This window comes from Modestobacter altitudinis, from assembly GCF_005930475.1.
In the GTDB taxonomy this organism is placed as follows: Bacteria; Actinomycetota; Actinomycetes; order Mycobacteriales; family Geodermatophilaceae; genus Modestobacter; species Modestobacter altitudinis.
In genome coordinates this window covers 97,439-118,395 of the sequence record NZ_SJEW01000004.1, presented here as the reverse complement: position 1 = coordinate 118,395, position 20,957 = coordinate 97,439, and the positions used below count along the sequence as shown (strand labels likewise).

Here is a 20,957-nt window from a genome sequence, read left to right as displayed (position 1 = left end):
AGATGATGCGCTGGGACTCCGTGCGCCGGCCCTGTGGACGGCGGCAGCGCGGTCCCGGTCGGGACGGCCACGCTGCGTCGGTGCCTCATGACCTCCCGTTCGTCCGCCATCGCACCGAGCTCGCCGAGCTGGGTGTCGACAGGAACCGCATCCGACGGGCGTTGCGGTCCGGTCGATGGCTCGAGCCGGTACCAGGTGTCGTGGTGCTGCACTCCGGCTCGCTGAGCCGGCGGGAACGTCACCTGGTCGCGGTGACCTGGGCAGGTCCGGCCGGGCGCCTGTCCCACACGAGCGCGTTGTGGCTGCATCGCGCCCGGATCGACGAGCCGCGTGCCGCCCGTCGGGTGTCCGGGGTCCGGGGCGCCTACTCCGAGCCCGAGGACGCCGGTCTGGTCGAGGTGTCCGTGCCGCACGGGCGGCACCTCAAGTCGACCGGGTTCGTGGTGGTCCACCAGAGTCGACGTCCCCTCGGTGACCTCGCCATCGCGGGTCTGCCGGTGACCGGGGCGGCTCGTGCGGCCGTCGACGTGGCCGTTTCCGCGCGCCGACGGCAGGACGTCGAGCACGTCGTCTCCGACGTCCTGCAGAAGGACCTCGCCGACCTGTCGGAGCTGGCGGGCGAGACGCGGGCACTCGGACGGCGAGCGACACCGTGGCTCAGACAGACGCTGACCGATGCCCTGCGCGGCATGCGTTCGGTCGGCGAAGCCGATCTGCGCCGGGTGATCGTGACGGCAGGACTGCCCGAACCCGAGTGGAACGCGACGATCAGCACCCCGCTGGGCGACTTCCACCTGGACGCCTACTGGCGGGCGCAGCAGGTCGGGGCCGAAGCCGACGGGACGCAGTTCCACCTCTCCGCGAGGGACTGGCAGGCAGACCTGCGCAGGCAGAACGCCGTCCAGGGGACCGGCGTCCGGCTCATGCGCTTCCCGGTGCCGCGACTTCGAGCCGAAGGCCTCAGCTGCGGGGTGGAGCTACGCACGGCGTTGGGGCTCTGAGCGGAGTCCCAACGCTCGGAAGACGATGCGCTAGGACTCCACTGAACTCAGGCGAGGGTTGAGCGCGAGCGGGGGGTGCTCCGCTCGCTGGGCCTGGCTGCGGGCCCAGCGGGCGAAGACGACCGCGGTGACCAGGTACCCGGCGCCGATCACGACCAGCAGCGGCCAGCTGATCCCCGACGCCGGCAGCAGGAAGGCCCCGGCCAGCAGGGCGACCACGAAGAAGACGTTGAACAGCGTGTCGTAGACGGAGAACACCCGGCCGCGGAAGTCGTCCTCCACGGCCTCCTGCAGCGTGGTGTCGACGCAGATCTTGATGCCCTGGGCGACGAAGCCCAGGGTCAGGACGGCGGCCACGACGGCGGGGGGCTCGAACAGCCCGCCGAGCACCAGCTGGCCGGCCGCGGCCAGCACGAGCATGCCGACCACCCAGGCCGCCTTGCCCCACCGGCGCACCGCCGCAGGGGTGACTGCCGCGGCCAGCAGCGTGCCCGCGGCACCGGCTGCGAGCACCTCGGCCAGGCCGGCCAGGCCGCCGGGGAAGAGGCTGGAGCCGGCGGTGAAGGTGTTGCGGTACAGCAGCAGGGTCATCAGCGTCAGCAGCCCGTAGAAGACCCGGTGCACGGCCATCACCGAGAGCACCGCCGTCGCCGGGGGGTGCGCGACCACGTGCCGCGCGCCGGCGAGCATGCCGTGCAGCACGTCCCGGGCGCTCACCGTGGCGGCCAGCGTCAGGTGGTCCGGCCCCAGGTAGGGGCGCCGGAAGCCGGAGACGATCGCCGAGGCCCCCAGGTACGGCAGGGCGGAGAACAGGGCCAGCGTGGCGTAGCCCCCGGGACCCCGGCCGATGAGCTGGGTCGCCCCGATCGCGGCGCCGCCGCCGAGCACCGACGCGATCGCCCCGGCCGTCGTCGACAGGGCGTTCGCCGAGACCAGCGAGGGCTCGTCGGTGGTGTGCGGCAGCGCCGCCGACAACGCGGAGAGCACGAACCGGTTCACGGAGAACACGAGCAGCCCGGCGACGTAGAACCCGACGCCCTGCACCGAGGCCAGCACCAGCGCGGCGACGGCCAGCACCAGGACGGCGCGGACCACGTTGGCGACCAGCAGCACCTGCCGGCGGCTCCACCGGTCCAACCACACACCGGCGAACGGGCCGACCAGGGAGTAGGGCAACAGCAGCACGGCGAACCCGGCCGCGACGTCGATCGGGTCGGCCGCCGACTGCGGGTTGAACAGGACCGTGCCGGCCAGCGCCGCCTGGAAGACACCGTCGCCGAACTGGGAGGACAACCGAGTCAGCAACAGCCTGCGGAAGTCCCCGCGGCGGAGCAGGTGGCGCACGGTGGTGGGCGCATGCTGCACCCGGGCCACACTACGTCGCCTCCCGGTGACCGCCAGCCGAGCGGGAGGCGGGCGCTGCGTCGCCCCTCCGGCCCCGCGCTGATGCACACTGGGGGGCGATGAACCCGGTGCCCTCGTCACCCGACCCCGAGCGTCGTCCAGCCGGACAGGCTGCCGGACGACGTCGGCGCGACGCCGCCCCCGTCCTCTCCGTGGGTTCCCTGGACGACGTCCGGCCCGGGTCCCTGCTGATCGCCATGCCCGCGCTGACCGACCCGACGTTCGCCGGTGGCGTGGTCTACGTGCTCGACCACTCCGAGACCGGCACGATCGGCGTCGTGCTCGGCCAGCCCAGCGAGGTCGGCATCGGCGACGTCCTGCCCGGCTGGTCGGAGCTGGCCGTCGAGCCCGGCGTCTTCCACGTCGGTGGGCCCTGCGAGACCGACACGGCGCTGTGCCTGGCCACCCGCAGCGGGGAGGGCCCGCTGGACGCCGACAGCGGCCTGCGGCAGGTGGCCGGCCGGGTGCACCTGGTCGACCTGGACGGCGACCCCGACCTGCTGGGCGGCGAGATCGAGGGCCTACGGGTGTTCGCCGGGTACGCCGGGTGGTCCGCCGGGCAGTTGGCCGTCGAGCTCGCCGAGGGCGCCTGGGCCTGCGTCGACGGGGAACCGGGCGACGTGCTCGCCGCGGTCTCCGGCCCGGAGCTGTGGCGTGCGGTGCTGCGCCGCCAGTCCGGTCGGTTCGCCGTGCTGTCGACCGCACCGGCGGACCCCTCCGCGAACTGAGCCGGCAGCGCCGGTCCGGATGCGTGTCGCTGGTCCCGGGCGCGCGGACCTGGTAGGAAAGAGGCCGCAGGAGGGGGCGACCTGGGGAAGAGGCCGCCCCCTCCTGTCTCGTTCTCAGATGCCCAGCGCGCTGGCGATCTCCGGGTGCTGCGTGGTGTCCACCGTGTCGGTGTCGGCCGGCAGCGTGATGTCCCGCGGCCCGTGGTCGGCGAGGGTGATCGTCACCTCGAAGTCCTGCAGCGGGGTCACGTACTGGACCAGCAGCTCGCTGTCCGCGGCCACCGAGACCTCCGCGCCGGTCCCGCTCCGGAAGACCGAGGCGAGCTCCCCGTTCACCGACTGCGAGCCGGCCCAGGTGTAGGCGTCGAAGGACCGCGGGTCGTCGGCCGCGCGCGCCGACAAGCGGGTGACCATCTGCACCAGCACGTCCAGCAGCGACGCGGTGCCGGTCGAGCCGCCGGTGACGATCGGCCGCCGGGCGTACGTGGCGGCCGGCAGCCCCGCGGCGCTCAGCGCGTCGGCCAGCCCCGGGACGTCGCCCTGCCACAGGTCGGTCTCGCTGAAGAACAGCGTCCGGGTCTCCTCGGGCTGCCCGTTGGCGTAGGTGGTCACCGCCTGCGCCCGGCCGGTGTCCCGGCTGAAGTCGACCTCACCGGTCAGGGTCAGCACGGCGCCCTCCGCGTAGGGCGCACTGACCTCGACGTCGGCGCCGCCGGCCTGGCGGTCGGCGTAGAGCACCTGGGACAGGACGTCGGCCTCCGCGGCGGTGACCGGGTCGCCGGCGGCCCGGTCGGGCGCCTCGTCCTCGCTGCAACCGGTCAGCACCGCGACGAGCGCCGCGACGGCCGCCAGCACGACCAGCCGGACCGGACCGGGACGACGGGGAGAGCGCATGGCGGCCAGCCTAGGAGGAACAGCTGAGGGGCCTGGACCGATGCGGTCCAGGCCCCTCAGTGGTCCGCGATCAGCGCTCGATGTCGCCGCGGATGAAGGCCTCGACGGCGTCGCGGGCCTCGCTGTCGTCGTACTGCACCGGCGGGCTCTTCATGAAGTACGAGGACGCCGACAGGATCGGGCCGCCGATGCCGCGGTCCTTGGCGATCTTGGCCGCGCGGACGGCGTCGATGATGATGCCGGCCGAGTTCGGGGAGTCCCAGACCTCGAGCTTGTACTCCAGGCTCAGCGGGACGTCGCCGAACGCGCGGCCCTCGAGGCGGACGTAGGCCCACTTGCGGTCCGACAGCCACGGCACGTGGTCCGACGGGCCGATGTGCACGTTGTCCTTGCCCATGTCCCGGTCGACCTGGCTGGTCACCGACTGGGTCTTGGAGATCTTCTTGGACTCCAGGCGCTCGCGCTCGAGCATGTTCTTGAAGTCCATGTTGCCGCCCACGTTGAGCTGCATGGTGCGGTCCAGCTGCACGCCGCGGTCCTCGAACAGCTTGGCGAGGACGCGGTGGGTGATCGTGGCGCCGACCTGGCTCTTGATGTCGTCGCCGACGATCGGCACGCCGGCGTCGGTGAACTTCTGAGCCCACGCGGGGGTGCCGGCGATGAAGACCGGGAGGGCGTTGACGAAGGCCACCTGGGCGTCGATCGCGGCCTGAGCGTAGAACTCCGCCGCCTGCTGCGAACCGACCGGGAGGTAGCAGACCAGCACGTCGGCGCCGGACTCGCGCAGCGCGGTGACCATGTCCACCGGTTGCTCGTCGGACTCCTCGACGATCTCCCGGTAGTACTTGCCCAGCCCGTCCAGGGTGGTGCCGCGCTGGACGGTCACGCCCAGCGGCGGGACGTCGGAGATCTTGATGGTGTTGTTCTCGCTGGCGAAGACGGCCTCGGAGAGGTCGCGGCCGACCTTCTTGGCGTCGACGTCGAACGCGGCCACGAACTCCACGTCGGAGACGTGGTAGTCGCCGAACCGGACGTGCATGAGGCCCGGGACCGACGCGGACTCGTCCGCGTTGCGGTAGTACTCGACCCCCTGGACGAGCGAGGCGGCGCAGTTGCCGACGCCGACGATGGCGACCTTGACCGATGCCATGGACTGTCTCCCTCCGACGGGCCCTCCCGGGCCCGGACTGTGTGTGCCGATCACGTGCTGGTGGTGCTGGGTGGTGCCGTCTCGGGTGGTTGCTCGCGGGCGGCCTCGGCCCGGGCGTCGTCCTTCTCGCTGTCGATCAGCTCGGTGAGCCAGCGGACCTCGCGGTCGACGGAGTCCAGGCCGTGCCGCTGCAGCTCGAGGGTGTAGCGGTCGAGCTTCTCCTGGGTGCGCCGCAGCGAGTCCATGAGCCGGTCGCGCTGCCGCTCGACGGTGCGCCGCCGGCCCTCGAGGATCCGCAGCCGGACGTCGGCCGCGGTGTGCCGGAAGAACGCGAGGTGGACGCCGAAGCGCCCCTCGTCGTCGTAGGCCTCCGGGCCGGTGGAGCTGACCAGCTCGGCGAAGCGCTCCTTGCCCTCGGCGGTGATCGCATAGACGACCTTCCCGCGGCGTCCGGTCAGCGCCGGGGCGTCGGCCGGCAGCAGGGAGCGCGGGGTGGGGTCGTCGCTGGCGATCAGCCCGGCGGCCTGCATCCGCTTGAGCGCCGGGTAGAGCGACCCGTAGGAGATCGACCGGAGGCCACCGAGGACGGCGGCGAGCTCCTTGCGCAGCTCGTAGCCGTGCATGGGCGCCTGCTGAAGCAGCCCCAGGATGGCGAACTCGAGCACGGCGCCACCTCCTGGTCCCCCGGACGTCACCGGATCGATGTATCGGTACGATACATCCGGGCGCAACAGTGCCCGCACCGGGGGCGAGCAGCTCACGCTGGCCCCACGAGTCCCATGTCGACATCCGGAGAGGGTCCCCAGCAGGGCTCCGTTGCGTACATTGGCGCCGTGCCCGGACGACGGTCGGTGGTGGACTACGCGCTGCAGAGGCGCGCGCTGCTGGCCGAGGTGCACGCCGGACGGACCGGTCTGTTCGAGGTCTGCGACGCGAGCCCGTACCTGTCCCGGGCGGCGAGGTACCACGGTGAGGCGACCGACTCCCCGTGCCCGATCTGCCGCCGTGACCGGCTGACCCTGGTCAGCTACGTCTACGGCGACGGGCTCGGGCCGGTGTCCGGGCAGGCGAAGACCGGGCGCGAACTGGCCCGGATGGACGCCGCGCAGGACGAGTTCTCCGTGTACACGGTCGAGGTGTGCCGCGGTTGCGGCTGGAACCACCTCGTCACCTCCTACGTCCTGGGGGCCGAACCGGTCCCGGGACGCGCACCACGCAGGACCCGCCGCCGGGCGGCGACCGAGTAGTCGCTGCTGGCCGTGCACCGCCGCCCGCTCACCGCGGCACACAGCTGAAGACGTCACCCTGGGGCCACCGGCCTGCGACCACGTCGCGGCCCGGTCTCCCACGACTGCAGGAAGGGGCCACCGCGTGCCTCCCCACGACCAGACCGCCCGCGTCGGCTCCGCCGGCTCGGGTCGCCGCCCACCGCAGGCCCGCAGCGCCGGGTCCGGGAGCAGCGGGGCCGGCGCCGCACGCCGGCCGGCGTCCGGAGGTCGGCCCCGCACCTCGTCCCCGGTCCGCTCGAGCGGCAGCGGCGGCGGCGGTGGCCGTCCCCCGGCGAAGCCGCCCACGGGCGGCAGCCGGCCCGGCGGCAGCGGCCGGGGTCGCCCGCCGGGCGGCGGGAAGAGGAAGCGCACCGGGAAGCAGCGGCGGCGTCGCTGGCTGAAGGTCCTGGTCGGGATGTTCCTGAGCATGCTGGTGCTGCTCGGCGTCTTCGTCGGCGTGGTCTACGCCTCGACCGACGTGCCGACGCCGGAGTCGGTGACCAACCAGCAGACGACGATCGTCTACTACTCCGACGGCGTCACCGAGATGGCCCGGCTGGGCAGCGAGAACCGCATCGAGGTCGGTCTGGACCAGGTCTCCGAGCCCGCGCGGAACGCGATCCTGGCGGCGGAGAACCGGAACTTCTACAACGACCCGGGCATCTCGTTCACCGGCATCGTCCGGGCGGCCTGGAACAACCTCACCGGCGGCTCGACCCAGGGTGGCTCGACGATCACCCAGCAGTACGTGAAGAACGCGTTCCTGAGCTCGGACCAGACGTTCAGCCGCAAGTTCAAGGAGCTCTTCCTCTCCATCAAGCTGGACAACGAGTACTCCAAGGACGAGATCCTGGAGAACTACCTGAACACCATCTACTTCGGCCGCGGCGCCTACGGCATCGAGGCGGCAGCGGAGACCTACTTCGGCGTCAAGGCCGCCGACCTCACCGCCGAGCAGGGCGCCGTCCTCGCCGTCCTGGTGCGCAGCCCGAACTACTACGACCCCGAGTCCAACCCCGAGGAGGCGCAGGACCGCTGGGGCAAGGTGCTGGACGCCATGGTCGAGCAGACCTGGTTCGACTCCTCCGCCCGGGCGGCCGCGCAGTACCCGGTCGTGCTCCCGGACGACGGCGCCGGCCTGGGCATCCCCTCGGGCCCGGAGGGGCTCATCGTCGACCAGGTGCTGGCCGAGCTGGAGGGCTCGTCCTACGGCTACACCGACGTGGAGACGCAGGGGCTCCGGGTGACGACCACGGTCGACAAGCGCTACCAGGACGCCGCGGTCGCCTCGGTCAACGACGTCATGGAGGGCGAGGACGTCGGGCTGCTGCGCGAGGCGCTCGTCTCGGTCGACCCGCGGACCGGCGGCGTGCTGGCCTACTACGGCAACTCGGCGCGCACCAGCGAGGACCCGAACGCCGACACGACCGACTACGCCCAGGCCTACAAGCAGCCGGGATCGTCGTTCAAGCCCTACGCGCTGGCCACGGCGCTCCAGCAGGGGATCAGCGTCGAGGCCCGCCGGGACGGCAGCTCGCCGCAGACCTTCAAGGACCGCACCAAGCCGGTGGTCAACTCCGGCAACGCCCAGTGCGGGGCGTGCACCCTGCGGGAGGCGATCACCCGGTCGCTGAACACCACCTTCTACGGCCTGGCCTACGAGGTCGGACCGGCTGAGGTGGCCGAGACGGCCCGGGCGGCGATGGGGATCGGCGACCAGTGGCCCGACAGCACCTCGGTGCCGGCGGCGCTGCGCGGCAAGACGTCGCTGGCCAGCCCGGAGAACGGGCAGACCGGTGGTGCGATCGGGATCGGTGAGTACGAGGTGCGGCCGATCGACCAGGCCGTCGGCTTCGCCACCCTCGCCGCCGGTGGCGTCCACCACCAGCGGCACTTCGTGGCCCAGGTCGCCGACGGCGCGGGTGCGGTGCTCAAGACGGTCGACGGCAGCGAGACCGCCGACCAGGTGATCCCGGCCGACGTCGCCAACGACACCACCTACGCGCTGGAGGGCGTCGCCGCCTACTCCAAGCGCCCGCTGGACGGCAACCGGCCGGTGGCCAGCAAGACCGGCACGCAGGGGCTGAACGCCACCGACAACTCCGACGCCTGGATGGTCGGGTACACCCCCTCGATCTCCACCGCGGTGTGGATGGGCAGCCAGGGTCTCGCGCCCATCACCAACGTGCAGGGGAACATCATCTACGGCTCGGGCCTGCCGGGGCAGATCTGGCAGGAGTTCATGGACACCGTCCTCGACGGCACCCCCGAGGAGCCGCTGCCCACCAAGGCGATCATCAAGGGCGACACCGGCAAGGGCGTCGCAGTGCAGACCACCCGGGCACCGGCGGCCACCACCACGGCCCGGGCGCCGGCGACCTCGAGCCAGGCACCGCGGCAGACGTCGACCTCGACGCCGTCCTACAGCCGTCCGACGCCGACCACGACGACCCCGACGCAGGAGACCCAGCAGCCCGAGGAGACGGACACCACGACGCCGACGGTGGACCCCGGGCCGGCCACGTCGGGCGTGCCGATACCGACGTCGTCGAACCGGTGAGCTGCCGGCAGGCAGACTGACCAGGTGAGCGGAACACCGACGGGCCCGTCCGTCCCGGCCGACCAGCCGGGGGGCGGGCCCGAGGTGTCCGTGCCGCCGCAGGTGGCCGCACCGCCGTGGCCGGACCGCGTCGTCCCGACCTGGACCGACCCGGTCGCCGTCCAGGCCAGTGAGGCCGTGGGCGGCCCGTGGGGCCGGCACGCGGTCACCGGCCGGGCGCTGTTCTGGACGCCGCTGCGGGTCTGCCTGCTGTTCACCGTGCTCGTGCTGAGCATCGCCTGGGCCAAGCAGGCGCCGTGCGCGAACGGCGACTGGAGCGGGTCCAAGCAGTACACGCACCTCTGCTACAACGACGCCGTCCCGCTGTTCGGCATCCACGGCCTGTCCACCGGCGAGGTGCCCTACCTGGACTCCGCCGTGGAGTACCCGGTGCTCAGCGGCGGGCTGATGCAGCTGGCGGCGGTGATCGCCCGCGGCTACGACGGGCTGGCCGCCGGGGGCGGGCTGCTGCCGGAGTCGGTGCCGGTGCAGACCTACTACGTCGTCACCTGCCTGCTGCTGTCGCTGCTGGCGCTGCTCGTCACCCGCGGCGTGCTCGGGCTGAGCGGCCGCCGGCCGTGGGACGCCGCCATGATCGGCCTGTCCCCGGTGCTGCTCTTCTACGCCTTCACCAACTGGGACCTGCTCGCGGTCGCGCTGACCACGCTGGGCATGTGGGCCTGGGCGCGGCAGCGGCCGGTGGTCGCCGGGGTGCTCCTCGGGCTGGGGATCGCGGCGAAGCTCTACCCGGTGCTGGTCATCGGCGTGCTGCTGGTGCTGTGCCTGCGCGCCGGCCGGCTCCGGCCGTGGCTGACGACGGCGGTCGCCGCGGGGGTGGCCTGGCTGGCGGTCGACCTGCCGATCGCCGTCCTCGCGCCGGGGAAGTGGGCCCGCTTCTTCGAGCTGAACGGCACCCGCCCGGCGAACCCGGAGAGCATCTGGGCCATCGCGCTGCACTGGTTCCCGGGCTTCCTGGACGGGCCGCTGGCCGAGGGCGAGAGCCCCACGGTGCTCAACGCGACCGTCGCCGTCCTGCTGGTGCTGTGCGCGGCCGGGGTCGCCTGGCTGGCGCTGGCGGCGCCACTGCGCCCGCGACTGCCGCAGCTGGCGTTCCTGCTGGTCGCCGCGTTCCTGCTGGTGAACAAGGTCTACAGCCCGCAGTACGCGCTGTGGCTGCTCCCGCTGGCGGTGCTGGCGCGACCGCGGTGGCGCTCGCTGCTGCTGTGGCAGGCGACCGAGGCGCTGGTGTGGACGCTGACGATGCTCTACTACCTGGGCGCGGACGACCGGGGGGTGGACGTCGAGTGGTTCTACCTCGCCGTCGGCCTGCGGGACGTCGCCCTGCTGCTGCTGATGGCGCTGGTCGTGCGCGAGGTCTGGCACCCCGACACCGACCTGGTGCGCCGCAGCTGGCCCGGCACCGACGACCCCGCCGGTGGTGTCCTGGACGGAGCCCCCGATGTGTGGACCCTGCGGCGCAGGGTTCAGCCGGCGAGGGCCTCGCGCAGCAGCGTGATCTCCTCGGCGTGACCGGCCGCGTCGCCGGGGGTCTCCAGCACGACCGGGGCGCCGGCCGCGCGGGCGACGCCGAGCAGCAGCTCCAGCGGGATCTCCCCCGCGCCCAGCGGGGCGTGCCGGTCCCGGCCTGAGCCGGCGGGGTCACGGCTGTTGTTGAGGTGCACCAGGTCGATCCGCCCGGTGATCGCCCGGACGTCGTCCACCACCCGGGTCAGGTCCCAGCCGGCGCACCAGGCGTGGCAGGTGTCGAGCACGAAGCCGGCACCGAACTCGCCGACGGCCTCCCAGAGCCGGGCGACCGCGTCGAGTTCGCGGGCCATCGCGCCGTCCCCGCCGGCGGTGTTCTCGATGAGCACCGGGAGGCCGAAGCCGCCGTCCTCGGCCTGCCGGGCGAAGGTCTTGCGCCAGTTGTCGACGCCGGTGGCCGGGTCGTCCTTGCCCAGCACGTGCCCGCCGTGCACCACCATGCCCCGCGCGCCGACGGCGGCGGAGGCGGCCGCGTGCTGGCCGAGCAGCTTGCGGCTGGGTATGCGGATCCGGTTGTTGGTGGAGGCCACGTTGAGCACGTAGGGCGCGTGCACGAAGACGGCGACGTCGGAGGCGAGCAGCGCCTCGGCGTCCGGGCGGGGCTTCGGTGCCTTCCAGCCCTGCGGGTCGGCCAGGAACACCTGGACGGCGTCGGCGTCCATCTCCGCGGCCCGGGCCAGCGGACCGCCCGCGTCGAGCTCGTTGTCCTCGGTCAAGCCCGGTCCGACGTGCACGCCGATCAGCTGGTCAGCCACCCGCGCGACCCTACCCACCGCCGCTGGTAGCCTCGGGGGTGCGTGTCCCGTCCGACCCCGCTCCCGCGGGTCGTCGCCGGGGCGTGCGACGCGTGTACGACCCTCCTGCTGCAGATGTACTGCGGCCGCCGAGACCAGAGGAGGTGGGGTTCTCCGTGCGTCACTACGAACTGATGATCATCCTCGATCCCGAGCTCGAGGAGCGGACCATCGCTCCCAGCCTGGACCGTTTCCTGACCGTCGTCACCAACTCCGGTGGCACCGTCAAGACCGAGATCTGGGGCCGCCGCCGGCTGTCCTACGAGATCAAGAAGAACGTCGAGGGCATCTACGCCATCGTCGACATCAGCGCCGAGCCCGCCGCGGTGGCCGAGCTGGACCGTCAGCTCAACCTCAACGAGTCGGTCCTGCGCACCAAGCTGATGCGGCCCGAGGCGCACTGACCATGGCCGGCGAGACCGTCATCACCGTCATCGGCAACCTGACGGCCGACCCGGAGCTGCGGTTCACGCCGTCCGGCGCCGCCGTCGCCAACTTCACCGTGGCCTCGACGCCCCGCACCTTCGACCGTCAGTCGCAGGAGTGGAAGGACGGCGAGGCACTGTTCCTCCGGTGCAACGTGTGGCGTCAGGCGGCGGAGAACGTCGCTGAGTCGCTCACCCGCGGGTCGCGGGTCATCGTCTCCGGTCGCCTCAAGCAGCGTTCCTTCGACACGAAGGAAGGCGAGAAGCGCACCGTCATCGAGCTCGAGGTCGACGAGATCGGCCCCTCGCTCCGCTACGCCACGGCCAAGGTCACCCGCGCTGCCCGCAGCGAGGGTGGCGGCGGCGGCGGTGGGTTCGGCGGCGGCAACGGCGGTGGCGGCGGTGGCGGCTTCTCCGGTGGCGGTGCCAGCGACCCCTGGTCGACCCCGCCGGCGTCCTCCGACGAACCCCCTTTCTGATACCTGTTACTGGAGATCCCGGTGCCCAAGCCCCCCATCCGCAAGGTCAAGAAGAAGGTCTGCCAGTTCTGCAAGGACAAGGCGACCTACATCGACTACAAGGACACGACCCTGCTGCGGAAGTTCATCTCCGACCGCGGCAAGATCCGTGCCCGCCGCGTCAGCGGCAACTGCAGCCAGCACCAGCGTGACGTCGCCGTGGCCGTGAAGAACAGCCGCGAGATGGCACTGCTGCCCTACACCTCGACGGCGCGCTGATCATGAGTGCATCGAAGCTGATCCTGACCCAGGAGGTCACCGGCCTCGGTTCCGCCGGGGACACCGTCGAGGTGAAGGGCGGGTACGCCCGCAACTACCTCCTGCCCCGCGGGCTGGCCATCGTGGCCACCCGGGGTGCCGAGAAGCAGGTCACCGCCCTGCGCCGGGCCCGTGCGGCCCGCGACGTGCGCTCCCTCGAGGAGGCGCAGTCGATCGCCGCCCGCCTGTCCGGTCTCACCGTGACGCTGCCCGCCCGCTCGGGTGACGGTGGCCGCCTCTTCGGGCGGATCACCACCGCCGACGTCGCCGCTGCGGTCACCGCCGCCGGCGGCCCGGAGCTCGACCGTCGCCGGATCGAGCTGCCCAGCAGCATCAAGAGCGTCGGCACCCACACCGTCACGGTGCGGGTCCACCCGGAGGTCTCCGTCCCGGTCACCCTGGACGTCGTCGCCGGCTGAACCACAGCAGGTCCCCACGAGGGGCGTCGGACTCCGGTCCGGCGCCCCTCGTGGCGTTGCGTGACGCGTGTGACCTGCGGGGACTGCGCGACACGCCCGGGCGTGCGGATCGTCGACGACGGGCCGACTTTCTCCTGTCCACACCCTGGGACTGGCCTGATCGCAGGTGACGGGCGGGTGGCGGCGACACGACGGGCGTGCGTCCCCCGCCGTCTCCACACGGTGACCCGCTCTGTCCACCGACTTGTCCACAAGTTGTGCAGATCGGCGTGCACAGCGGTGTTGGACGGACCCCCTCCCCGGTTCCTACCGTCATCCCCAGCCACCGCCGGGCGCGAACTGTCAGCGCCCGGTGGTAGCTGTTGTGCGAACAGTTGTTCGAACTGTGCGCGAAGAGCAAGGGGACATCAGCGTGGCGGTCGTCGACGACATCAGCAGGCCGAGGGCCGCAGCTCCGGAGTACGACCGGCAGCCCCCTCAGGACGTCGCTGCCGAGCAGTCCGTCCTCGGCGGCATGCTGATGAGCAAGGACGCCATCGCCGACGTGGTGGAGGTCCTGGCCGGTCCCGACTTCTACCGGCCGGCGCACCAGGTGGTCTTCGACGTCATCCTCGACCTCTACGGGCGCGGCGAGCCCGCCGACGCGATCACCGTCGCCGCCGAGCTGAACCGCACCGACCAGCTGTCCAAGATGGGCGGCGCGGTCTACCTGCACACGCTGATCGCCTCCACACCCACCGCGGCGAACGCCGGCTACTACGCCGCGATCGTCGCTGAGCAGGCCGTGCTGCGGCGGCTGGTCGAGGCCGGCACCCGGGTGGTCCAGCTCGGCTACGGCGCCGCGGGCGGCAAGGGCGACGTCGACGACATCGTCGACCGGGCCCAGCAGGAGATCTACGACGTCACCGAGAAGCGGATGAGCGAGGACTACTCCCGCCTCGCCGACGTCCTGCAGCCCACCATGGACGAGCTGGACGCGATCGCCTCCCGCGGCGGCACCGCCCGCGGCGTCCCGACCGGCATCCGCGACCTCGACGAGCTCACCAACGGCCTGCAGTCCGGTCAGATGGTCGTCATCGCGGCGCGCCCTGGCGTGGGCAAGGCGTTGGCGCTCGACACCCCGGTGGCCACGCCGTCGGGCTGGACGACGATGGGCGAGGTCGTGGTCGGCGACCAGGTCATCGGCGCCGACGGCCGGCCCACCACCGTGGTCGCCGCGACCGAGGTGATGACCGGCCGGCCCTGCTACGAGGTGCACTTCTCCGACGGCTCGGTGATCGTCGCCGACGCCCAGCACCAGTGGCTCACCGACACCCGGGCCAGCCGCCGCGCCGCCCAGGAGGCGCGGGTGCGTGGTGGGGCTCCCCGGGTCACCGCCGCCGTGCACACCACAAAGGAGCTGGCCCGGACGGTCCGCTGCGAGACCGCGGACGCCCGGCTCAACCACTCGGTCACCAACGCCGCCCCGCTCGACCTCCCGGACGCGACGCTGCCGCTGCCGCCGTACGCGCTGGGTGTCTGGCTCGGCGACGGCACGTCCGCCACCGCCTACTTCACCAGCGCCGACCCGGAGATCGCGGCCTACATCGAGGCCGAGGGCCTGGTCGTGGAGCACACGTCGGCCGAGCTCCGCTACGTGCTGCGGCTGCCCGCCCGGGAGTCGGTCACCGCCCGGCCCTGCCCGATGTGCGGCGAGCTCTTCGTGCCGCAGACCTCGCAGGTGCAGACCTGCGGCAGGACGTGCGGTGCGAAGCTCCGCGCCGCCGGCGGGATCGGCCGCAGCGCCACGTGCCCCGACTGCGGTGGGCCCTCCGCCGGCCTGGCGCAGTGCGCCACCTGCCGGGCCGACCACGGCACCGTCACCGGCCTGCTGCGCTCGCTCGGCGTGCTCGGTGACAAGCACATCCCCACCAGCTACCTGCGCGCCTCGGTCGTCCAGCGGCGGGCGCTGCTGGCCGGCCTGCTCGACACCGACGGCACGGTGGCGCCCAACGGCGTCGTGCAGTTCGCCGTCACCAACCAGCGGCTCGCCGAGGACGTCCGCGAGCTGATCGCCGGCCTGGGCCACCGCGTGCGGATGAGCCGCAAGCGGGTGCCCGGCCGCAGCGAGGCGTCCTCGACCTGCTTCACCCTGACCTTCAGCACCGACGACGAGGTCTTCCGGCTCGAGCGCAAGAAGCTGCTGCACAAGGAGCGCGGTGCCCGCACGTTCACCGCGCGGGGAGTCCGCTTCGTCACCCAGGTCCGGCCCATCGCCAGCGTGCCGGTGCGGTGCATCCAGGTCGAGGCCGCGGACCACCTCTTCCTCGCCGGTCGCAGCTTCATCCCGACCCACAACTCGACGCTCGGCCTGGACATCGCACGATCCGCGTCCGTGAGGCACCACATGCCGGCGGCGATCTTCTCGCTCGAGATGAGCAAGCACGAGATCACCATGCGTCTGCTGTCGGCCGAGGCGAAGGTGCCGCTGCACCACATGCGCGCCGGCTCGCTGTCGGACGAGGACTGGTCCAAGCTGGCCCGCCGGATGGGCGAGATCGCCGACGCCCCGCTCTACATCGACGACTCACCGAACATGACGATGATGGAGATCCGGGCCAAGGCGCGGCGGCTCAAGCAGCGCAACGACCTCAAGCTGATCGTCATCGACTACCTCCAGCTGATGACCTCGGGCAAGAAGGTCGAGAGCCGCCAGCAGGAGGTCTCGGAGTTCTCCCGTGCGCTGAAGCTGCTGGCCAAGGAACTGGAACTGCCTGTCATCGCGATGAGTCAGCTGAATCGCGGTTCAGAACAACGGCAGGACAAGAAGCCGATGCTCTCCGACCTCCGCGAATCGGGCTCGATCGAACAGGACGCGGACATGGTGATGATGATCCACCGCGAGGACATGTACGAGAAGGAATCGCCTCGCGCAGGTGAGGCCGACATCATGTTGGTGAAGCACCGTAATGGTCCGACTGCCAATGTGACGGTCGCTTTCCAGGGCCACTACTCACGTTTCGTGGACATGGCGAGCTGATCTGTCACACCCCGGTACCGCCAGCGAAGGGGAGTTCGTCTTCCTGGAGGACGTCTGCCGGGTCGACCGGCAGGACCCGGACGGTGGGTGCGGCTGCGGTCGGGCGTTCGCCGGCATGAACTCTCACCGAGCGACGACGGCGATCGTCCGGGACGTCCGCCTCCGCGCCCGGGCTTGACGCCCCGCGGCGTCGCCTGATCGGGCGACACGGCTCAAGGACGGCCTGCGGGCGACCGACGGATACGAGACCGCACTGTTCCTACCTGGGAGTCGCCTCGTGCCCGCTCTGTTCTCCGCTCTGCTCAGCAAGGCCGTCTCCGCCGGCGTCACGGCCAAGGTGGCCGCAGTCGCCACGGCCGTCGTCGTGGCCGGTGGTGGCGCGGCCGTCACGGCCGCAGCGGCCGAGTCGGCGCCGCAGACCCCTGAGGTCGTCGAGTCCACCGAGGTGGAGGCCACCCCCACCGAGCCGGCGCCCACCGAGGAGCCGGTCGAGGTCCCGGCCCCGGTCGAGACCGAGGAGCCCGTCGAGGTCCCGGTCACGAAGCCTGTCGAGGCCCCCGTCGAGCAGTCGGTCGAGGAGCCCGTCGAGGCGCCCGGCGAGCAGCCCACCGAGGAGCGGGTCGAGGTCCCGGTCCGGGTCCCGGTCGAGGAGACCCCGCCGGTCACCGAGGAGCCTGCGGCCGAGAACCACGGCGACGCCGTCTCCGAGGTCGCGCACCGGCGCTTCGAGACCGGCCGGGAGCACGGCGAGGCCGTCTCCGCGGCCGCTCACCAGCACAGCGACTCCGAGACCGAGACCGAGACCGAGACCGAGACCGAGGACGGCGACGACTCCGGCTCGCACGGCAACGGTCACAGCAACGGCGGCTCGGGCAAGGGCAACTCCGGCAAGGGCTGAGCGACACGTCCGGTGAGGTCCCCGGGGAGGGGCGGTCCCGCGCCTAGCGTCGGGGCACCGACGTCCCCGGGGGCTCCACGTGAAACACCGCTTCGCTGCACTGGCCGTGCTGGCCGTGCTCGGCACCGCGGCCTGCGAGCCCGGCCAGCTGGGCACCACCACGCCCGCCGACGCCCCGGCCGACGCCGTCTCGGAGGCCGCGCAGCAGGCAGAGACCAGCGCACCGGCCGACGGGCAGACCGCAGCCGACGTGCTCGCCACCCTGGCGGTCAAGGGCCGGGCGCCGAAGACCGGGTACGACCGCGACCAGTTCGGCCCGCAGTGGGCCGACGTCGACCGCAACGGCTGCGACACCCGCAACGACGTCCTCGCCCGTGACCTGACCGGCGAGGCCTTCAGGTCCGGCACCCGCGACTGCGTCGTCGTCAGCGGCACCCTGGCCGACCCCTACACCGGGCAGACCATCGCCTTCGTCAAGGGCGACGGAAGCAGCGTCGACATCGACCACGTGGTCGCGCTCAGCGACGCGTGGCAGACCGGTGCTGACCGCTGGGACGAGGCCCGGCGCACCGCGCTGGCCAACGACCCGCTCAACCTGCTCGCCGTCGACTACTCCGCCAACCGGCAGAAGGGCGACGGCGACGCGGCCACCTGGCTGCCCCCCGAGCGCGGCTACCGCTGCGCCTACGTGGCGCGTCAGGTGGCGGTGAAGGCCAGCTACGGGCTCTGGGTCACCGAGGCCGAGCACGACGCGATCGCCGGCGTCCTCGACGGCTGCCCCGGTGAGCGCGTCCCGACTCCGGTGGCCGCGACCCCCGCCGACGTCCCCGCGGGAACGCCGGCCCCGGCCGGCTACGCCGACTGCGCCGCCGCGAGGACCGCCGGCGCCGCACCACTGCACCGCGGCGACCCCGGGTGGTCCGACAGCATGGACGGCGACGGGGACGGCGTCGCCTGCGAGTGATTCAATCGCGCAGGTTCAGCTGGTCGTGGTGCAGGGCGAAGGCGTCGATCTCCTCGGTGCTCGGGGTCCGGTCGCCGGCGTGCAGCTCGAGCAGACCCCGGAAGTAGTGCTCCCTCGGGATCCCCGGGGTGAAGAGGATCAGGAACCGCGCCCCGACGTCCGGACCGGCCGCCCGGAAGGCGTGCACCCCGGACCGCGGCACGTACACCAGGTCACCCACGCCCGCCGTCGTCCACTGGTCCCCGGACAGCACGGCGAGCGACCCCTCCAGGACGACGAAGGACTCGCTGAACGTCCGGTGCAGGTGCGGGCCCGGTCCGCCGCCGCCCGGCGACATGGTGACCTCGAACAAGCCGAAGTCACCGCGGGTCTGGGCGCCGGTGGCGACGAACCGGGTACGCCCGGCGATGGGCTGGTCGTCGCGCCGGGAGAGGGTCGCCGGGTCGGGCAGGTAGGTCATGGCGCACCCTCCCACCCTGGGTGCGAGTTGTGAGCCGGGTCACCCCGGGCTAGACAGATGGCCCCGATCACTGGAGATCCCGTGACGCCACTGTCCTGGCGACGGTCGACCGCTGCCCTGGTGGGCACGCTCGCCCTCACCACCGGCTTCGCCGCCGGCGCACCCTCGGCCCTCGCCCACCCGGGCCCGGGCCCCGGTCCCGGCAAGGCCGTCCCGCTCTCCGTCTTCCCCAGCGACGACCTCACCGTCGCCGACCCCGGCCAGCTGACCGGCCGCCGGGTCGCGCTGCCGGCCACCGACTGCGGTGCCCCGGTGAGCTGCGGCCTGGTCCAGGAGCTCGACCAGCTCGACGGCTTCGACCTCGACCCGCGCATCGCGGTGCAGTTCAGCGGTCCGGTGGACCCGGCCGCGGCAGCCGCGCGGATCACCGTCACAGCGGCGCACGGCGGTTGGCGCACCGGCGTGGACCGGGTCGTGTGGGACCCGGCCACGAACACGCTCTACGCCCACCCGGCCGAGCAGCTCGCCCCTGCCACCACCTACCGGCTGCGGGTGCAGGGCGGCCCGGTCGACAAGACCGCCCACGAGCGGTTCACCACGATGAGCGCCACCGACGGGCTGCTCGACCTCCGGCGCCAGCTCGACAGCGGCAGCGCCTTCGCCGCGGCCGGCATCACCGCACCAGGCCTGCAGGTCGAGGGCAGCTTCCCGGCCACGGGCACCACGGTGACCTGGACCCAGGACCAGGGCGCGACCGACGTGACGGCGCCCGTGGTGGTGCCCCAGGCCGCCACCGGCGGCACCCTGGTCCTCGGGTCCTACCTGGCCCCGACCTGGCTGCAGCCTGACGTCACGATCGACCAGACGCCGACCCGGGACGCCGGCCCGGCGCCGGTGGGCCAGCAGCGGCTGCCGTTCGTCGCGGTGCTGCCCCCCGGCACGCCGCCCCCCGGTGGCTGGCCGGTGGCCGTCTTCGGGCACGGCTTCACCACCAACGACACCAACGTCCTGCTGGCCGCGGTCGCCAACAGCCAGCAGGGCATCGCGACCATCGGCACCAACGTCGTCGGCCACGGGTACGGCCCCGGCAGCTCGTACACGGTCACCAGCGGCGGCACGACCACCACGCTGTCCTCCCACGGCCGCGGGGTCGACCAGGACGGCAACGGGCAGATCACCAGCACCGAGGGCTCCTCCGCCACCGGCGCCGCCGCGGCCCAGTCCTCCCGGGACGCCCTGCGGCAGACCGCGGCGGACCTCATGACGCTGATCCGCTCGGTCGGTGGCACCGACGTCGACGCCGACGGGACGCCGGACCTCTCCGGGGACGACGTCACCTACTTCGGCCAGAGCTTCGGCGGCATCTACGGCACCATGCTCACCGGCGCCGACCCGGCGGTCACCCGGTCGGTGCTGAACGTCCCCGGCGGGCCGATCACCGAGATCTCCCGGCTGTCGCCGTCCTTCCGGCCGCTCACCACCGCGGCGCTGCAGGCGGCCGGTCTGCTGAACAGCACCGACCCGACCCGCAACCTGTTCCAGGAGCAGCTGCCGCTGCGCGGCGAGGGGCCGGTGACGGTCACCGTGCCGGGCGCCGTGGCCATCCAGGAGTACCTGGCCCGCGCGACGTGGCTGGCCCGCCCGGGCAGCCCGGAGACGTTCGCCCCGCTGATCGAGCCGGAGCGGACGCTGATCCAGGTCGCCTTCGGGGACCAGACGGTGCCCAACCCGACGGCCTACACGATCATCGCCGCCGGGGACCTGGAGTCGCGGACCAGCCTCTACCGCAACGACCGGACGGCGAACGCCGCGAACAACCCGCACTCGTTCCTGCTGGCCCTGCTGCTCCCGGCGGCGGCCCAGGGGCAGGCGCAGGTGGCGGCGTTCCTCGGCCGGGGCGAGGTCATCGACCCCGACGGCGCCGGCGCGGTGTGGGAGGTGCCGATCAGCGACCCGGCGGTGCTCCTGCCGCTCAACTCCCCCCAGCCGGCGCTCCGACCCTGACCAGCAGCGCGACCAGGAAGTCGGCGTCCGGGGCGTACGGGCGCAGGTCCCACGTGGACAGCAGGACGTCGGGCTCCAGCCCGGCGGCCCGGGCGTCGTCCAGGAACTCCTCGAACGGGTAGCCGCGGCCGGCACCGAAGCCGATGGCCGCCCGCCCACCCGGGGCGAGGTGCGTGCGCAGCCGGCGCAGCACCTCGCCGCGGGTGGACGGCGCCAGGAACGTCATGACGTTGCCCGCGCAGACGATCGCGTCGAACGGCTCGGGCACCCCGGCAGCGGGCAGGTCCAGCTCGGCCAGGTCACCGACGATCCACCGCGGCCCGGGGTGGTCGGCCTCCGCCGCGGCGATGAGCACCGGGTCGCCGTCCACGCCGACCACGGTGTGCCCGGCGCCGGCGAGCCAGCCGCCGACCCGGCCCGGCCCGCACCCGGCGTCCAGCACCCGGGAGCCGCGCGGCAGCATCGCGTCGACCAGCCGGGCCTCACCGGCCAGGTCCATGCCCTGCGCCGCCAGCCTCCGGAAGCGCTCCACGTAGGCGGCCGAGTGGCCGGGGTCCTCGGTGCTCATCCGCGCCCAGGCGCTCTGCTCGACCACCCGCTCATCATCGC

Annotated in this window: 21 protein-coding genes; 14 read left to right on the top strand and 7 right to left on the bottom strand. The window is 72.8% G+C overall.

Features of this window, described 5'->3' with window-relative positions:
* Positions 1 to 80: 80 nt before the first annotated feature.
* Complete coding sequence (locus tag FHL79_RS03045) at positions 81 to 1,001, top strand: putative endonuclease domain-containing protein (protein WP_138757148.1); 921 nt, start codon at positions 81 to 83, stop codon at positions 999 to 1,001.
* 30 nt (positions 1,002 to 1,031) lie between these two features.
* Here FHL79_RS03045 and FHL79_RS03040 read toward each other — a convergent pair whose 3' ends face one another.
* Positions 1,032 to 2,366: an MFS transporter gene (locus FHL79_RS03040; RefSeq protein ID WP_138757147.1), complete on the bottom strand. Its 1,335-nt coding sequence runs from the start codon at positions 2,364 to 2,366 to the stop codon at positions 1,032 to 1,034.
* A gap of 191 nt (positions 2,367 to 2,557) precedes the next feature.
* On the opposite strand from FHL79_RS03040, the gene FHL79_RS03035 reads away from it, so the two are divergent.
* Positions 2,558 to 3,133, top strand: a complete 576-nt coding sequence (locus FHL79_RS03035; RefSeq protein ID WP_218938300.1) for a YqgE/AlgH family protein — start codon at positions 2,558 to 2,560, stop codon at positions 3,131 to 3,133.
* A 114-nt stretch (positions 3,134 to 3,247) separates the two neighbouring features.
* Here FHL79_RS03035 and FHL79_RS03030 read toward each other — a convergent pair whose 3' ends face one another.
* The 3 genes from FHL79_RS03030 to FHL79_RS03020 form a co-directional block, all read right to left on the bottom strand.
* Entirely contained in the window at positions 3,248 to 4,027 is a 780-nt protein-coding gene (locus FHL79_RS03030) for a hypothetical protein (protein ID WP_138757146.1), read from the bottom strand.
* 70 nt (positions 4,028 to 4,097) lie between these two features.
* Entirely contained in the window at positions 4,098 to 5,177 is a 1,080-nt protein-coding gene (locus FHL79_RS03025; RefSeq protein WP_138757145.1) for an inositol-3-phosphate synthase, read from the bottom strand.
* Between the two features lie 50 nt (positions 5,178 to 5,227).
* Positions 5,228 to 5,842 carry a PadR family transcriptional regulator gene (locus FHL79_RS03020; RefSeq protein ID WP_138757144.1) on the bottom strand — a complete coding sequence of 205 codons (615 nt, stop codon included), beginning with the start codon at positions 5,840 to 5,842 and terminating at the stop codon, positions 5,228 to 5,230.
* 168 nt (positions 5,843 to 6,010) lie between these two features.
* Between FHL79_RS03020 and FHL79_RS03015 the strand changes: the two genes are divergently transcribed.
* From FHL79_RS03015 to FHL79_RS03005, 3 genes are all read left to right on the top strand, one after another.
* Positions 6,011 to 6,424 (top strand): DUF5318 family protein, encoded by a 414-nt coding sequence (locus FHL79_RS03015; RefSeq protein WP_218938299.1) that lies wholly within the window; start codon positions 6,011 to 6,013, stop codon positions 6,422 to 6,424.
* Positions 6,425 to 6,860: 436 nt separating this feature from the next.
* Positions 6,861 to 9,005: a transglycosylase domain-containing protein gene (locus FHL79_RS03010; protein WP_246080282.1), complete on the top strand. Its 2,145-nt coding sequence runs from the start codon at positions 6,861 to 6,863 to the stop codon at positions 9,003 to 9,005.
* A gap of 24 nt (positions 9,006 to 9,029) precedes the next feature.
* On the top strand, positions 9,030 to 10,574 hold the full coding sequence (locus FHL79_RS03005; RefSeq protein ID WP_246080280.1) for a glycosyltransferase family 87 protein: 1,545 nt from the start codon (positions 9,030 to 9,032) through the stop codon (positions 10,572 to 10,574).
* Here FHL79_RS03005 and FHL79_RS03000 read toward each other — a convergent pair.
* Positions 10,529 to 11,344, bottom strand: a complete 816-nt coding sequence (locus FHL79_RS03000; RefSeq protein WP_138757142.1) for a deoxyribonuclease IV — start codon at positions 11,342 to 11,344, stop codon at positions 10,529 to 10,531. The two genes, FHL79_RS03005 and FHL79_RS03000, sit on opposite strands and share 46 nt — an antisense overlap.
* Before the next feature lie 155 nt (positions 11,345 to 11,499).
* Between FHL79_RS03000 and rpsF the strand changes: the two genes are divergently transcribed.
* The 8 genes from rpsF (at position 11,500) to FHL79_RS02965 (ending at position 17,884) form a co-directional block, all read left to right on the top strand.
* Positions 11,500 to 11,787: a 30S ribosomal protein S6 gene (gene rpsF / locus FHL79_RS02995; protein WP_014743491.1), complete on the top strand. Its 288-nt coding sequence runs from the start codon at positions 11,500 to 11,502 to the stop codon at positions 11,785 to 11,787.
* 2 nt (positions 11,788 to 11,789) lie between these two features.
* Positions 11,790 to 12,287, top strand: coding sequence for a single-stranded DNA-binding protein (locus tag FHL79_RS02990; protein WP_138757141.1), 498 nt, complete (start codon positions 11,790 to 11,792; stop codon positions 12,285 to 12,287).
* Positions 12,288 to 12,308: 21 nt separating this feature from the next.
* Positions 12,309 to 12,545: a 30S ribosomal protein S18 gene (rpsR, locus tag FHL79_RS02985; RefSeq protein ID WP_014743489.1), complete on the top strand. Its 237-nt coding sequence runs from the start codon at positions 12,309 to 12,311 to the stop codon at positions 12,543 to 12,545.
* 2 nt (positions 12,546 to 12,547) lie between these two features.
* Positions 12,548 to 13,003: a 50S ribosomal protein L9 gene (rplI, locus tag FHL79_RS02980; protein WP_138757140.1), complete on the top strand. Its 456-nt coding sequence runs from the start codon at positions 12,548 to 12,550 to the stop codon at positions 13,001 to 13,003.
* A 412-nt stretch (positions 13,004 to 13,415) separates the two neighbouring features.
* Positions 13,416 to 16,022: a replicative DNA helicase gene (gene dnaB, locus FHL79_RS02975; RefSeq protein ID WP_138757139.1), complete on the top strand. Its 2,607-nt coding sequence runs from the start codon at positions 13,416 to 13,418 to the stop codon at positions 16,020 to 16,022.
* 1 nt (position 16,023) lies between these two features.
* Positions 16,024 to 16,200: a DUF7715 family protein gene (locus tag FHL79_RS26575; RefSeq protein WP_439331120.1), complete on the top strand. Its 177-nt coding sequence runs from the start codon at positions 16,024 to 16,026 to the stop codon at positions 16,198 to 16,200.
* Between the two features lie 99 nt (positions 16,201 to 16,299).
* Positions 16,300 to 16,920: a hypothetical protein gene (locus tag FHL79_RS02970; RefSeq protein ID WP_138757138.1), complete on the top strand. Its 621-nt coding sequence runs from the start codon at positions 16,300 to 16,302 to the stop codon at positions 16,918 to 16,920.
* A gap of 79 nt (positions 16,921 to 16,999) precedes the next feature.
* Positions 17,000 to 17,884 carry a GmrSD restriction endonuclease domain-containing protein gene (locus FHL79_RS02965; protein WP_138757137.1) on the top strand — a complete coding sequence of 295 codons (885 nt, stop codon included), beginning with the start codon at positions 17,000 to 17,002 and terminating at the stop codon, positions 17,882 to 17,884.
* Between the two features lies 1 nt (position 17,885).
* On the opposite strand, the gene FHL79_RS02960 is transcribed toward FHL79_RS02965, so the two are convergent.
* Positions 17,886 to 18,344 (bottom strand): cupin domain-containing protein, encoded by a 459-nt coding sequence (locus tag FHL79_RS02960; protein WP_138757136.1) that lies wholly within the window; start codon positions 18,342 to 18,344, stop codon positions 17,886 to 17,888.
* Between the two features lie 81 nt (positions 18,345 to 18,425).
* Between FHL79_RS02960 and FHL79_RS02955 the strand changes: the two genes are divergently transcribed.
* Positions 18,426 to 20,348, top strand: a complete 1,923-nt coding sequence (locus FHL79_RS02955) for an Ig-like domain-containing protein (RefSeq protein WP_138757135.1) — start codon at positions 18,426 to 18,428, stop codon at positions 20,346 to 20,348.
* Here the strand turns inward: FHL79_RS02955 and FHL79_RS02950 are convergent.
* Complete coding sequence (locus FHL79_RS02950; protein WP_171057979.1) at positions 20,317 to 20,943, bottom strand: class I SAM-dependent methyltransferase; 627 nt, start codon at positions 20,941 to 20,943, stop codon at positions 20,317 to 20,319. The two genes, FHL79_RS02955 and FHL79_RS02950, sit on opposite strands and share 32 nt — an antisense overlap.
* Positions 20,944 to 20,957: the final 14 nt, after the last annotated feature.